The 14,848-nt window shown below is 43.8% G+C and carries 14 protein-coding genes; 5 read left to right on the top strand and 9 right to left on the bottom strand.

The features are described from left to right. Positions 1-29: 29 nt before the first annotated feature. Positions 30-1,814, top strand: a complete 1,785-nt coding sequence (leuA, locus tag JMY02_RS01695) for a 2-isopropylmalate synthase (protein ID WP_201594566.1) — start codon at positions 30-32, stop codon at positions 1,812-1,814. Between the two features lie 303 nt (positions 1,815-2,117). Then, a complete protein-coding gene (locus JMY02_RS01690) occupies positions 2,118-2,738 on the top strand; it encodes a hypothetical protein (protein WP_201594564.1) in 621 nt (206 codons plus the stop codon). A 68-nt stretch (positions 2,739-2,806) separates the two neighbouring features. Here JMY02_RS01690 and accC read toward each other — a convergent pair whose 3' ends face one another. The 4 genes from accC to JMY02_RS01670 all read right to left on the bottom strand — a co-directional run bounded on the left by accC (position 2,807) and on the right by JMY02_RS01670 (position 7,314). Continuing rightward, a complete protein-coding gene (accC, locus tag JMY02_RS01685) occupies positions 2,807-4,168 on the bottom strand; it encodes an acetyl-CoA carboxylase biotin carboxylase subunit (protein ID WP_201594562.1) in 1,362 nt (453 codons plus the stop codon). 126 nt (positions 4,169-4,294) lie between these two features. After that, on the bottom strand, positions 4,295-4,723 hold the full coding sequence (gene accB / locus JMY02_RS01680) for an acetyl-CoA carboxylase biotin carboxyl carrier protein (protein WP_021814675.1): 429 nt from the start codon (positions 4,721-4,723) through the stop codon (positions 4,295-4,297). A 251-nt stretch (positions 4,724-4,974) separates the two neighbouring features. Further along, positions 4,975-6,342 carry an MATE family efflux transporter gene (locus tag JMY02_RS01675; RefSeq protein WP_201594560.1) on the bottom strand — a complete coding sequence of 456 codons (1,368 nt, stop codon included), beginning with the start codon at positions 6,340-6,342 and terminating at the stop codon, positions 4,975-4,977. 489 nt (positions 6,343-6,831) lie between these two features. After that, positions 6,832-7,314 carry an EVE domain-containing protein gene (locus JMY02_RS01670; RefSeq protein ID WP_201594558.1) on the bottom strand — a complete coding sequence of 161 codons (483 nt, stop codon included), beginning with the start codon at positions 7,312-7,314 and terminating at the stop codon, positions 6,832-6,834. 287 nt (positions 7,315-7,601) lie between these two features. On the opposite strand from JMY02_RS01670, the gene hemW reads away from it, so the two are divergent. Continuing rightward, on the top strand, positions 7,602-8,906 hold the full coding sequence (gene hemW, locus JMY02_RS01665; protein WP_201594868.1) for a radical SAM family heme chaperone HemW: 1,305 nt from the start codon (positions 7,602-7,604) through the stop codon (positions 8,904-8,906). A 119-nt stretch (positions 8,907-9,025) separates the two neighbouring features. On the opposite strand, the gene JMY02_RS01660 is transcribed toward hemW, so the two are convergent. Beyond that, on the bottom strand, positions 9,026-9,166 hold the full coding sequence (locus tag JMY02_RS01660) for an entericidin A/B family lipoprotein (RefSeq protein WP_201594556.1): 141 nt from the start codon (positions 9,164-9,166) through the stop codon (positions 9,026-9,028). A gap of 256 nt (positions 9,167-9,422) precedes the next feature. On the opposite strand from JMY02_RS01660, the gene JMY02_RS01655 reads away from it, so the two are divergent. Then, a complete protein-coding gene (locus JMY02_RS01655; RefSeq protein WP_201594554.1) occupies positions 9,423-9,983 on the top strand; it encodes a tRNA (cytidine(34)-2'-O)-methyltransferase in 561 nt (186 codons plus the stop codon). A gap of 52 nt (positions 9,984-10,035) precedes the next feature. Here the strand turns inward: JMY02_RS01655 and JMY02_RS01650 are convergent, their stop codons facing one another. From JMY02_RS01650 to tusD, 4 genes are all read right to left on the bottom strand, one after another. After that, the gene (locus tag JMY02_RS01650; RefSeq protein WP_201594866.1) at positions 10,036-10,350 is read right to left on the bottom strand and encodes a TusE/DsrC/DsvC family sulfur relay protein; all 315 of its coding nucleotides are present in this window, start codon (positions 10,348-10,350) and stop codon (positions 10,036-10,038) included. A gap of 50 nt (positions 10,351-10,400) precedes the next feature. Continuing rightward, positions 10,401-10,730: a hypothetical protein gene (locus tag JMY02_RS01645; protein ID WP_201594552.1), complete on the bottom strand. Its 330-nt coding sequence runs from the start codon at positions 10,728-10,730 to the stop codon at positions 10,401-10,403. Positions 10,731-10,879: 149 nt separating this feature from the next. Further along, on the bottom strand, positions 10,880-11,203 hold the full coding sequence (locus tag JMY02_RS01640) for a hypothetical protein (RefSeq protein WP_201594550.1): 324 nt from the start codon (positions 11,201-11,203) through the stop codon (positions 10,880-10,882). A 48-nt stretch (positions 11,204-11,251) separates the two neighbouring features. Beyond that, a complete protein-coding gene (gene tusD / locus JMY02_RS01635; RefSeq protein WP_201594548.1) occupies positions 11,252-11,665 on the bottom strand; it encodes a sulfurtransferase complex subunit TusD in 414 nt (137 codons plus the stop codon). A 206-nt stretch (positions 11,666-11,871) separates the two neighbouring features. Here tusD and glnE point away from each other — a divergent pair, with 206 nt between their 5' ends. Further along, positions 11,872-14,739: a bifunctional [glutamate--ammonia ligase]-adenylyl-L-tyrosine phosphorylase/[glutamate--ammonia-ligase] adenylyltransferase gene (gene glnE / locus JMY02_RS01630; RefSeq protein ID WP_201594546.1), complete on the top strand. Its 2,868-nt coding sequence runs from the start codon at positions 11,872-11,874 to the stop codon at positions 14,737-14,739. Positions 14,740-14,848 lie beyond the last annotated feature (109 nt).

Here is a 14,848-nt window from a genome sequence, read left to right as displayed (position 1 = left end):
TAAATTCTCATATCATCTAAGGATTGATTATGTCTGACCAAGCCACAAGCCCTGTAGCCGCAACGACGGCAAAGATGACACCAAAAAATGCTGCTTTTGATTTCCGTAAGTATCGCCCATTTGCATTTGCGCCATCGCTGCCAGATCGCACTTGGCCGAGCAAGACGATTGAGAAGTCGCCAATATGGGCAAGTGTGGATCTGCGTGATGGCAATCAGGCGCTGATTGATCCGATGACTATTGAACAAAAAATGCGTTTTTTTAAAACATTGGTAGACGTGGGTTTTAAAGAGATTGAGATTGGCTTTCCGTCAGCAGCGCAGGTTGAATTTGACTTTGCTCGTAAACTTATTGAAGAAAACCATGTGCCCGATGATGTGACCTTGCAAGTTTTAGTACAAGCTCGTGAGCATTTGATCGCCCGTACCTTTGAGTCACTAAAAGGCGCAAAACGTGCAGTGGTCCACGTCTATAACTCAACCAGCCGCGTACAACGTGAAAAGGTCTATGCGAAAGACAAAGCTGAAATTAAAGAGATTGCCATTGCTGGTGCCAACTTATTGGTTGAATATGCTGCCAAATATCCTGAGACAGAATGGATATTCCAATATTCTCCTGAGAGCTTTAGTCAAACAGAGACTGACTATGCAGTAGAAGTCTGTGATGCGGTTTGTGAGATATGGCAACCGCAGCAAGGTCAAAAAGTTATTCTTAATTTGCCAGCGACTGTTGAGGCCTCTATGCCCAATGTTTTTGCCGATCAAGTTGAGTATTTTTGTCGAAACCTTGCCCATCGTGAGCATGTGATTATCAGTTTGCATACGCATAATGATCGTGGCTGTGCCGTGGCTGCTGCTGAGCTTGGTGTGCTTGCTGGTGCTGATCGTATCGAAGGTACCTTATTGGGTAATGGTGAACGTACGGGTAACATGGATATTATGGTCATGGCCATGAATCTGTTTAGTCAAGGTATCGATCCTGAGCTTGATTTTAGTAACATGAGTGAGATTGTACAGGTGGTGAGTGAATGCAATAATTTGCCTTTGCATCCGCGCCATCCTTATGTGGGCGAGTTGGTCTTTACTGCCTTTAGTGGCTCGCATCAAGATGCCATCAAAAAGTCGCTCGACTATAATGAGAAGCATCAAGACGAGACCGACAATGTGTGGGATGTGGCATATCTACCAATTGATCCGGCGCACATTGGTCGTAGCTATCAAGATGTGGTGCGTATCAATAGTCAATCGGGTAAAGGTGGCGTCGCTTATATTTTGCAGCGCAATTATGGTTTTAACTTGCCGCGCTGGATGCAAATTGACTTTAGCGGTGTGGTACAAAAGCAAGCGGAGACGGCTGCACGCGAATTACAGAATGATGAAATCTTACAGACGTTTGAGACTACGTATCTACAGCAAGGTAAGTTTGAGCTATTAGATTATAGTGTCAATAATAAAGGCGGTGACGTCTACTTTAATGGGCAGGTGCAAATGCATGGTGACATCATCAATATTGATGGCACGGGCAATGGGCCTTTATCATCGTTTATCGATGGTCTTGCGCAGCATACCGGTAAGTCATTACACGTCATTAACTATGCTGAGCATGCGATTAATCCGCATCATAACAGCGGTAACGGCATCGATGATGATACCAATAATGATAACAAAACCAATGCTAACGCAGCGGCTTATATTCAGCTAAATGTGGATGGTGAGGTCTACTCAGGTATTGGTACTTGTAGCAGTACCGTATCAGCAATGCTAAAAGGTGCGCTATCCGCCTTTGCCCAAGCAGTAGGCAAAACGGCCGCTTAAATGTAGAAACCGCTCTAATGTAATTGGTCCTAGCAGCGCTGTACGTACTTTATAGTGTGTTGACTATAGTATGAATAGCGTCTACTTATAACGCCATCGCTTCTTGCTTTTAGTGAGCAAAGCGATGGCGTTATTTTTTGAGTAAAGAAAAACTCATCTTCAGAAATTATTGAATTATTATCATAATCTACCGTGTGGTTTTTTATGACATCACAACCAATAGCATAATGTTACTTGTGTTTTTGGTGTCTAAGACTTACGCTAATGTATATAACGCATATCATTATAAACAAAAGGTTAATTATGGAACCTATATCATTTGCTTCATTTTCATTGGCGGCGCTTTTGGCTTCTTTGCCAGCGAATGGTGAAGTCATTAGTAAGCCGACTATTACCACCCACATCAGTCCTGCTATTGCTGGTCAATGGGAGATAGAGTTAGATAGTGGTATAACGATGACAAAAGAAGCGGCCGCTGCCCAAGCCACATTAAAAGACAGCTCACAGATAAAAGTTGATGAGCCGAAAGTGACTGCTGGCACAGAGGGCGGTGTTCTCACTCAAACTGAAAAGCGCGTTCTTAATATTCAGCCAAATGCCAATACACAATTGATGGCATCTACCAAACCATCTAGGCAGTGCCGTGAATTATATAATTTTAGTGCCGACAATGAGATGTGGGCGGTCAGTGGTAAAGAATGGACGTACGGTCGCTACTTAATCACGCACCGTGAAGAAGGACTGCCTATTATCGCTCTCAAGACAATTTATGACAATAATGAAGTAGATTGCTCAGGTAACCAGATTGACCAAACTGATGAAGCGTTGATTGCGTTTTTAAGCCATGATAATAACCAAATGCAGTGGTGTGCTGATCCTGATGGAAAAGAGTGCTTCATGACTTTTAATAGAGTTTTACCTTAGTATATCGATCTGACCAATATAAAAAAACCGCTATTAGATAGCGGTTTTTTTATGGAGTTGTTTTATTCTTAAGAGGGATTTTTAGCTTTGTTAGCAGTCAAAAGCTCTCTTTCCAAATAATGAATGTTTTGGGCTTCATGGACAAAATTGTCATTCGCCAAAATCACATCACGATGCAAAGGTATGTTGGTTTTGATACCTTCAATCACTAACTCGTCAAGCGCATGTAGCGTTTTAGAGATTGCTTGCTGGCGAGTTTGACCATGACAGATCAGCTTGCCGATCAATGAATCGTAATACGTCGGTATCTCATAGCCAGGGTATAAATGTGAGTCAAAACGAACGCCAGCGCCACTTGGGGCAAACAACTGGCTGACTGTGCCAGGACACGGCATAAAGGTCGCTGGATCTTCAGCATTGATACGGCATTCAATCGCATGACCTTGAATCTCAATCTCGCTCTGACGATAAGACAAGCCATAGCCAGCAGCGATTTTAAGTTGTTCAACGACCACATCAATACCGGTAATCATCTCGGTGACTGGATGCTCTACCTGTACACGAGTATTCATTTCAATGAAGAAAAACTCGTTGTTTTCAAATAAAAATTCAAAAGTACCTGCACCGCGATATTTTACAAGCTCGCACGCTTTCACGCACGCTCTTAAGATAGGTTCGCGTACATCATCAGGAATATCAGGTGCAGGGGCTTCTTCTAACACCTTTTGGTGACGACGTTGCAGCGAGCAATCACGGTCGTATAAATGAATGGCGTTGCCATTACCGTCACCAAGCACTTGTACTTCTACATGACGCGGGTTTTGTAGATAGCGTTCCATATAGACAGTATCATCACCGAACCACAGTTCAGCTTCTTGCTTGGCCGCTTGTACTTGTCCGATAACTTCTTCGAAGCGCTCGACCACGCGCATACCGCGGCCACCGCCACCAGAAGCTGCTTTAATCAACAGGGGAAAGCCGATATTACGTGCTTGGTCTTCGGCATTATGCAATGTTACTGCACCCACTGAGCCTGGCACGGTCGGCACACCAGCCTTTTTCATGGCATTGATGGCTGAGACTTTATTGCCCATTAAGCGAATGTGGTCAGCGTTAGGGCCAACGAAAGTCAAACCGGCTTCTTCTACTCGTTCAGCAAATTCAGCATTCTCTGACAAAAAACCATAGCCGGGATGAATGGCATCAGCACCAGTGATTTCAGCAGCGGTTAAAATAGTATTGATATCAAGATAGCTTTGATTGGCATTGGGTTTGCCAATACAGATTGCCTCATCAACAAAGCGCAAATGCATCAAGTTTGCATCCGCCGTAGAATAGACGCCTACGGTTTCTATACCAAGGGCTTTGCAGGCGCGAACGATACGTAGGGCAATCTCACCTCTATTGGCGATGAGCAGTTTTTTTATCATGGGGTCATCCTTGTCGAAGCGGCAGTCATCGACTGAGTCCTGATAGATAGCATCGCAAGATTAAACGCTACAGGCATAAATATCAAAAGACATCAGTCATAATGAAGTAAGGTGTGGCAAATATCGTTACGCTTTGTAGCGTATGACAGGTTGGCCAAACTGTACAACTTCAGAATTATCTACCAAGATTTCGTCAACGATGCCACTTTGAGTCGCCTCAAGGGGATTCATGATTTTCATGGCTTCAATGATGCCTAAAGTATCACCCGCTTGAACTTTTTGTCCAACCTTTACAAACGGGGGGTCGTTAGGAGTTGGCGCTGAGTAGAAGACACCAACCATTGGAGATGTCTCAACGCTACCAGCTTTTACCGCTGGTGTTGCATCAGCAGCAATGGGAGCCGCGCCTACAGAAGGAGCTGCCATCATCGTTGGAGCTGGTGCATCATAGTGGCGTGTTAAACTGATATGTTCATCATCCGAGCTGATTTCTAAATTAACCAGTTCACTTTCTTCCATGAGTGCGATCAGGGTGCGTATTTTTTCAATATCCATAGTTTTAATTTTGCCTTGTACCAAATTCGAGAAATAGTGTAACTAAATATTGTGTAGATAATTGCTAATGATACCTATATTCATGGCAATGAGCAATCGATGTACAGTTGTTAACTGAATTTTTTTACATATTATGACGTAAGCTATCTTGCGAGTAAGAAATGTTAAATGATTTATCATAGTCTATGTGACCGTCTAGTGCTAGTAAATATCACCAGATACGGTGTTTAGCTAAAGTTAGCTTAGCCATATCAGCCCCACATCGCTAGTAAGCGCTTTTGTTGATAGCGCAGTCTCAATGTCAAAAGGATAGAAGACAAAAATAGCCCTGTGATTAATGCCATCCAAAATCCTTGTGCGCCAACGTCAGTAAAGCGCACCAAATAAATACCCAGTGGTAAAGCCACCAGCCAATAACAAAAGAAGGTGACCCACATCGGTACGGCAGTATCTTGCATGCCGCGTAATATACCCGCCACATTCACTTGCCAGCCATCAAACAGCTGATAAGCAAGCGCAAATATCAGCAGATGCATCGACTGAGCGATAACAGCTGGATTGTCAGTGAAGGCGGCTGCTAGTTCGGGTCTGAATAGCCATATGCCGAGCATACAAATGATCGCAATCAATACAGTCCAGATTAAACCAGTGGCTTGTACTTGCCGCAGCGCCATGAGGTTCTTTTCGCCAAAGCGATTGGATATCATGATGGTCAGTGCCATGGCGACTGATATGGGTATCATAAACAGCTGTGAGGTTACTGCTAATGCGACTTGATGCGACGCGGTTGCCAATTCACCCAATGGACTGATAACCAACGCCCCTAAGCTAAATAGACTGGCCTCAAAAAAGATAGAAATGCCAATAGGAATGCCAAGCTTAAGAAGTTTTTTAATTTGTGCGCGATTTGGGCGGGCAAAGGCATAAAAAAAGCGAGTGCTCGCAAATTGTTGGCGCTTAGTGAAGCTAGTATAAACGGCCAATAGGAGTACATTTATCCACAATACCAAGGCGGTTGCAACACCGCAGCCTGCGCCGCCCATCTCCGGCATACCGAATAGACCATGTATAAAGATATAATTGAGAGGGATGTCTGCAATTAAGCCAATGATACTAATCACCGTCACGGGCTCCGGTCGTCCAAGCGCTTCGCAATAACTGCGTAGCACAGCATAGACAGCCATAGCAGGGAAGCCAAAGGAGACACCATGCAAATACTGCGTGGCTATTGGTTGAATGTTTTCAGGTACACCCATGACGCCAAGTACATTTGGTGCTAAATTAACCACAACAAAACCAATAATACCAAGCACACCTGCCGTCCATAAAGACTGCTGCGTGATATGCGGCACTTTATCATGTTGGTCTTGACCGATAGCCTCACCAATGAGCGGTGTGGTTGCAATCAAAATCCCTGTTGCTAATAAGAACAGAGGAAGCCAAATACCGGAGCCAACAGCCACGGCAGCCAAGTCAAGCGCAGAAACTTGACCTGCCATGATGGCATCGACAACCCCTAGTGCTGCTTGGCAAAATTGCGTGATTAAAATAGGAAGTGCGAGCACGCCTAAGCGAAAACTGTAACTTTTGAAATCTCTAAAAGATAATGGAAAAACCATAATGAGCAACTTTTTATTCTTTGCAGTAATTATTACTGATGAGCAAATACTGCCATCAGTAAGTTAATAGCGAGACGATAAGAGAGAAGTAGTGCCGATGATCATACTCTGATAAAGAATATGGGCAAGCCTATATAGACAGAGTATAAAAAATAAAAGGCACAAAAATGAAAATAACCCGTCAATCCAAGCGGAGGATTGACAGGTCATAAGTAAATAAGATGGTAAAGAAGCTAGGTCATGATGTCAACGCTTTACACACGTTTAATACCGTCAAGCTCTGACACTCATTAAGATAGTCGTAAGCCATATTGCTGTGGTTAGAATCATTACCATCATATAGCCAATCTAGAATAAAAATGGTACATCCGTTAATGATGTTCTACTGGTATAAATTTTCCTCGCTGGCTGCCTATAAGCGTGACAGATGCTTCATAAAATTCATACAAGCAGAACGGCAACCTTTTTAAAGTGGATCACCTATAGCCTTTACTCGTTTGGCAACAGATCAAGTATCTCTGCCATATCCATGATAGCGTGCCAATGTTTGGCTTCAAGTGGAATAACAGTGAGCTGCTCACAGCCTTTTTTAAGTAATAGGGAGTCTTCAAGGGCTGGCAAAAACTTAAGTTCTGATAAAGGTAAAACATGGTTAAAAGCTTGCTCAAAAGTCACGTCTACCATATACCAACGCGGTTCATCTTCGGTTGCAAGTGGATCATAATGACGATGTTCAGGATGAAACTGACTAGGGTCAGGGTAGCCCGCCTTGCTGATAGTCATAATACCAGCAACACCAGAGGGCTTGGCGCTAGAATGATAAAAGACAACCTGATCACCAACCCGCATATCATCGCGCATAAAATTGCGGGCACGGTAATTGCGAACGCCATCCCAATGTTCCGTTCCCAAACGCTCTAAATCTTTAATACCAAAAAATTTGGGGTTGGATTTCATCAACCAGTAAGCCATATATTTTATCCTTATGTTATTCACCGACTATATACTAAATGTAGTACTCAATACGTTGCTGTATCTTGCCTGTAAGCCATCAGCTTTAACATCCATTTTTGTAAATGGCTTTATTGGTAATTTTATCGCCGCTATGCTTTTCTTTATGCCGTCTAGCCGTTATCCTAGCGCTACTTTCTGCTAATGACAGCAGTTACCTATTGATAGAAAATTCGTTTATGCCAAATACTAAAGATGTTAGCTTTTCAAACAAACTGAGCGCCTTTACGCATTCTGCTGAGAGTGTGATGGCGGTGAGAGACATTCCACTGGCGCTCTACATTCATATCCCGTGGTGTGTTAAAAAGTGTCCGTATTGCGACTTTAATTCGCATGAGCTACCGATAGATATGCAGGTGTCTATGTATGATGAGTACGTAGACGCGCTATTGTTAGATGCAACTATGCAGCAGTCATTCACTCAAGGGCGTGAGATTGGTTCAATATTTATAGGCGGCGGTACGCCATCATTGCTGCCCATTGTCCAGTATCAGCGTCTATTTTCTGGTTTGCGCCATATTTTTGGGTTCGCTGATGACATCGAAGTGACGATGGAGGCCAATCCTGGCACGCTAGAGCACGCGCCTTTTGCACAGTATTTGGACGTGGGTATCAATCGTTTGTCAATTGGTGTGCAAAGCTTTGCCGCTGATAAGTTAACAACGCTCGGCCGCATACACAATCCTGCTCAGGCAATATCGGCAATTTATGCTGCTCGTGCGGCTGGCTTTGAGCGGATCAATGTGGATTTGATGCATGGCTTACCGCAGCAAACCATGAGCGAGGCGCTGGATGACATTCAAATGGCGCATGATGCTGGCGCGACGCATATTTCTTGGTATCAGCTAACGATTGAGCCCAATACCGTGTTTTACCGTAGCCAGCCTATTTTGCCAGATGAGGACAGTTTGGCGAATATTGAGCAAGCAGGTCAGGCCTTATTGCAGCAATTGGGTTATCACAATTACGAAGTCTCCGCTTGGGTGGGTGCAGCAGATAAGCCGTGCCGCCACAATGTCAATTATTGGCAGTTTGGTGATTATTTAGCGATTGGTGCTGGTGCGCATGGCAAAGTTACAATTGGCAATCAGCTATCGAAAGCAGATGAAAAGATATGGAAACCATTAGAAGATGGTGAAGTACTAGAAAATGAATATTTGACAGAGGCAGGTATTTATCGTTTTAGTAAGTCACGTTTGCCTAGAGATTATATACTTAAAGATGATATATCTACAGAATATTTACTTAAAAACGCTAAGGATTGCCAAGATGCTGAGCATGTTGACATTCACCAAAATGCACCGAAAATGATTGGTTGGCAAAAGGTTGCGAGTGAGGAGCTGATTAGTGAGTTTATGCTCAATGTTTTACGTTTGCATGGCGGGGTTAATTGGTCATTGTTTGAAGCAAGAACGGGGCTGAGTTATGGTGAGATTGAAGTACAAGTAGATAAATTGGTAGCACAAGGATTGCTGATAGACAGTACTGAGCGGCTACAACCGACGATATTAGGACAACGTTATCTCAATCAAATATTACGAGCGTTTTTATAGTTTTGGGTTTTGATAGCCCTATGTTTTAACAATTCTATAAAACCAAAAGATAGAAACAGAATAAAAAAAGGCTTATCAAATTAATGATAAGCCTTTTAAATAGTCTAAGAAATTCACACTTAGATTTTCTGTTTTACGTCTGTAGCTGTGTTGCTTACAGCATTACCAGCGCTTGATACGTCTTCGCCTAAACCTTTAAAAGTGTTGCAACCAGTTAGAACAAACATAGCAGTCAAAGATGCGATGATTACTTTTTTCATAATAATATCCTCAAAAATAAATGGGTGGTTATAAATAATAACAGTGATGCCAAGCAATAAGCTCAAGCTTCACTGAAGGTATGGGCTAAAATAATAAGGTATACATATTATCTCGCTATCCATTACCGACATCATAGTGAAAGTTAAAAACGCTGCACAGTATCAAAGTGTAATTATGGGCGTTAAACTGTAACTTTTCATTACAAATAATTCATAAATCTACATATAGTCAGTCTCAATTATTTAAGGAATCAGTATGACCATCCACATAGTGTTGGTAGCCCCAAAAATGCCAAGTAACACCGGTAACATCATCCGTCTTTGTGCCAATACAGGTGCGCAGCTGCATTTGGTCAGGCCTTTAGGGTTTGAGCTGGATGATAAAAAGCTACGCCGAGCAGGCTTGGATTATCACGAATACGCCCATCTACAAGTACATGATGATTGGACAGCAGCAAGACAGGCATTACAAGCCGCTGATTGCCACGTTATTACCGCCCTGACGACCAAGCTTAGTAAGCCCTTTTATGATTATGATTTTAGCGGTCAGCAAGACGTTGAAACAACAGGCGATGCTTTGATGCCAAATATTGCACTGGTTTTTGGTTCTGAAACAGCAGGGCTAACAGATGATATTCGTGAAGATATTGGCGCTAGCAACTGGCTGAGATTGCCAATGCTGGCGGATTCACGCAGTTTGAATTTGTCCAATAGCGTGGCAATATGCCTATATGAGATATGGCGTCAGCAAGGATTTGCAGGCGATGAAGGGCGCAGTATTGGTTATGAGACATTGACGGTCTATGACCCAAAATAGCGGGTTAATATGCTCATTGAAAATACGCCTTAGCATCTTATTAATTAGTGATTTACAAACAATTGGGCGGTTTGGGCAGACCAGCCAAGCGATTTACATGACGGGCAACCAAGCCAGTATTGAATAATTGCTGCAACTTTTGATTGCTAATATTTTGCTCAGGTAAGGTTTTTTGCAGCCATTTTATCAGTGGCCGTGTCGCTGGGGCGTGATTAAACTTAGCAAAGAACGCTCGTACTTGTTGTAAAATCTGTAAATGCTCAGTATTCAAAGTCACATCCATGGTATGTGCCAATTGTTGGGCGATAGCGGGCGTCCAGACAGTATGATCACATAGATGGCCATCTTGATCCAATTCAACATTCATGGCGGTCATAATAGCGGTAGTCACATTGTTTTTACTCACATTGTCGTTACTCATAAAGCGATGGTCACCACTTTATCAAATTGAGGATCTTGGGTCAGGTGAACCCATTCTATATCTGTCAGAACACTACTTAACTTAGCGTCTAGATTTAGCTTAGCACTGGTATTGGGCGTTAGCTTTGCGACATCATCGGCTAGAGCATAGATACCTGCAATATCTTGAATCTCACTATCAGCGACGTAGGCATTGAGCCAGTCAATAAAAGCGACCGTTGTACCCAGTAAAACAATACTATCACCGGCACGCCACGTGCGCGACATCTCTTCAATATTGCGTCTGAGTGTATCCATCGTACTCTGTAATTGGTATAAAGTTGCCATGACGGTTTCCAGTTGCGGTAGTTGTTTAGAGCATGTTATCAATTACCGCATTGATACATTTTAATGCTCATAATCTAATTGATGACATGCCCTAGCATTAAGCGAATAGCTGTCTGTTTACTAATTCTTTTGATAAAGAGCATAAAACACTAAAAGCGCAGGATTTGCTCAAAGTCTTGCGAGTTTATGACGTCTGGTACCAAGCTCAGTTGTGACGCCAAATCCGTTGGCACCATACCTGTGACCCAACCACTAAAGACATCGTTCGGCAGCCAAGCGGCTGGCATGTCGTATAGATCAAGGGATTGAATCATACCGTGCAAACGTGATTCAGATTGCATCAATAAGCCAAAGACCGGTGCGTCTAAATATAGCTGAACTTCATGACCAAAGGTCGCCAGCGTTAGCGCAAGCGCACAGCCCTCATAACTTGCCATTTCAGTTGGCGTGTGCAGCTGAATTAATAATTTCATGATTAATTCCTAATCGAGTGGGGCAAAGGCACGCATCAACACGGCCTATTAAAACTGTATCAGCCGACAATCATTTTGCATCATCATCGCAAGCTCACTCAGTCCAACCAAGGTAAAGCCTGAGGCAAGGTTGCTGCTATCAAGCTGATGACGTGTGCTGTTATCGGCGTCACTGACACCGCGACTGAGGGCGGTGCTGACGCAGACGGGCAGCGCTAACTTATACTGTTCAGCTAGACTTTGCCACTCTTTGGTTATGTTAACTTGGTCGGCAGATTGCCAGCGTAATCGATTGGCAATATGCGCCGCATCTCCATAAAAAAATACATGTAATGGAGCATGGTTGATCTCGCCCTCATTAGTGTCACTTTGGAGATACGCGCGAGTATAACGTAGCGCCAAATGCGCAAGGGGGTGACTGGGGTCAGCAGTTATCAGAAGTAGTGGTGTGATGGTTGTCATAGGAATTCTTATCATTGATTCATACTAAAGTTGTTTATGCTACCATAAAGCCATTCAAGCAAATAGGCGCACTGTTATGAAATATGGTTTATGCTGGATATTAACTGCTATTATTCGATACGATGACTGCCTCGTAAGAAAAAACAATAAACTTATGCGCTAGCTTCACGTAGTCTTATCATTCTATGCAAGGAGTTTATGTCCCTATGTTACCTGCTATGCCTTCAAGTATGAACCATGGTACAGATGATCAGCCGACCACGGCGCAATTGCAAGTGTTGCAAACGGCGAGCGAATTTGCGTATCAGATTTGGGAGAGCCGGACGGTCTCATGTCAGACGTTTTTACGTAGTTACCCATTGGATAAGACCTTAACACGCCAGCAAATTGATGATCTGATTCAAGATTATACTTTGGATGAAAACTACCAACTTGCTGATGAACCTAAGGTGATGAGTGGCCTGCGCCATCTTCGTACATTATTGATGATGCGCTGGATTTGGCAAGATGCCTTACAGATGATAGCGCTTGAGCAATTGACGGATGAGTTGTCTGAGTTTGCTGATGGTTGCCTCTCATTTGCCAAAGATTATACCTATCAGCATTTGGTTAAAAAATACGGTCAACCCACTTTTATTAATACGCAAGGTAATGTGCAAATTGATGATATGGCGATTATGGCCATGGGCAAGCTTGGGGCACAAGAGCTGAATTTATCGAGTGATATTGATCTGATTTTTGTCCATCAGGCCCGCGGCGAAACCAACGGCGATAAAGCCCGCGGCACGCGCAGTATAGACAACAAGCGTTTTATGACTCGGCTTGGTCAAGGTATCATCAAATTATTAGACAACAAAACAGCCGATGGTTTTGTCTTTCGAGTGGATATGCGTTTGCGTCCGTGGGGTGATGGCAGCGATTTGGCCATTCATTTGTCCGCACTACAAAAATATTTTGCCTTGCACGGTCGTGCGTGGGAGCGTTTTGCTTGGCTAAAAGCACGAGTGGTGGGACAAGTAGAGCCGCCGTTTTATGATGAACTGCAAGCGCTTATCAAGCCATTTGTCTTTCGTTATTATGTGGATTACAGTGCTTTTTCCGCACTCAGAGAAATGAAATCTCTCATTCAAAATCAAGTTGCTCAGCGTGAAGACTTGGACAATATCAAACTTGGTGCAGGCGGTATTAGAGATATTGAGTTTATCGTCCAAGCTTTTCAGTTGATCTATGGCGGCAGGCATCCACAGCTACAGGTCAAATCTTGTTTGCGAGCGATGCAAGTATTGCGCGAACTTGGGTACTTGGAGTTGACAACCCACGAGCAATTACAAGCGGCCTATCGATTTTTACGTCGGTTGGAGCATGCCATTCAAGCCATCAACGACCAGCAAACTCAGCGCTTACCTCATGATCCAAGCTGGCAGCATAATCTAGCCATCACACTTGGATTTGACGACTGGAAAGCCCTGCTAAACACGCTCAATCATCATCGAAACACTGTCAATGTACCGTTCGGGCGGATGGTCACCGAGCGCCAAGTGCCAGATCAGGAAGACAACAATCTTGAGCCAGAACATCTGGACGAGCAGATTGCGCGGTTAAATAAAGTGCTAGTAGAAGAAAATCGTGAGTTATTACAAAATTTTTGGCAGTCAAAAATGGTTGCCAATCTAAGTGAGGAAGCCCGCGAGCGCTTGGATGACGCGTATCCTGTGATTGTGCATGCATTACTGGCGCATCAAGACCAGCAGCAACTGGCCAATACGGCTTTGCCACGTCTCCTTGCATTACTGGAAGCTATCTGTCGCCGCTCGATATATTTGGTCATGATTGCAGAAAACCCCAATGCCATGATTGAGCTGATTCCGATGCTATCAGCCAGTCCGTGGATTGCAAAAGAGCTGGCACAATATCCTGTGCTACTAGATACTTTTTTACAGCAACGCTACCGTCATTTGCCTGAAAAGCTTGAACTGCATGACATCTTACGCCAACAGTTACTGCGTGTTGAGCCTGATGACGAAGAGGAGTTGCTCAGCGTACTGAGACTGTTTAAAAAGAATCAAGTATTGGCGGTTGCTGCCAGTGATGTCTTGGCTGAACGCCCCATTATGAAGGTGTCTGACTCCTTAACTTATATTGCGGCAGTCGTATTAGAAGCCGCATTGGAGCGCGCTTTTGCAGAGATTGTCAAACGCTATGGCTATCCCATCGGTCAAGATGGCGATCCGGTTACGGAGGCTGATTGCGGCTTTGCGATCATAGGCTATGGCAAACTTGGCGGGTTAGAATTGTCTTATTCTTCAGACTTGGATTTGGTGTTTTTGCATAAGATAAAAGAGCAAGGCATGACCACGGGTGAAAAGTCAGTGAGTGGGATGAAGTTTGCTGCGCGCTTGGTACAAAAGCTAATGAATTACCTCAACACCCAGACCCGAGATGGCCGTGTTTATGAGATTGATATGCGTCTACGCCCCTCAGGTAACGCTGGCATGATGGTCGTGTCGTGTCATGCTTTTGAAACTTATCAGTTTGATAAAGCGTGGTCTTGGGAGCATCAGGCGTTGGTTCGAGCACGAGCGATTTGCGGAGACAAACGAGTGACCGCACGTTTTTGCGATATTCGCCGAGAGGTGTTGGCGCTGCCGCGTACAATCGAGCAGGTCCGCAGTGAAGTCACCAGCATGCGTATAAAAATGCAAAAACATCTGGGTACCAATCAATGGCAACAACAAGCGGGTAAATTTCATCTCAAACAAGATGCAGGCGGCATCGTCGATATTGAGTTTTTGGCGCAATTTGCCGTATTGGCGTATTCGCATGAGTATCCAAGTTTGACCAAATGGAGCGACAATGTGCGTATTTTTGAGGAGGTCGCCATACTCGGTATTTGGGAGGCGCAAGTCTGTCAAGCGTTGACTGACGCCTATCTAAGAATACGTGCGGCCACCCATCAGTTGGCATTATCAGAGCAGTCATTACTGGTTGATGAGTCACTCTGGAAAGAGACACGAGCGTTAGTACAAGCTCAGTGGCGACATTTAATGGGTGTGGATTCAGCAGAAGATGAGTAATATTTTATTATAAATAAAACCACTCTAAGCAAAAATCGAAATATTTTATTTACCTGTACAGCCAGTGATATAATCGGCCACACCTCATAATATTACTGTGGCCTGTGAG

The organism is Psychrobacter vallis (assembly GCF_904846715.1).
GTDB lineage: Bacteria > Pseudomonadota > Gammaproteobacteria > Pseudomonadales > Moraxellaceae > Psychrobacter > Psychrobacter vallis.
This window is presented reverse-complemented; position numbering and strand designations above follow the sequence as displayed.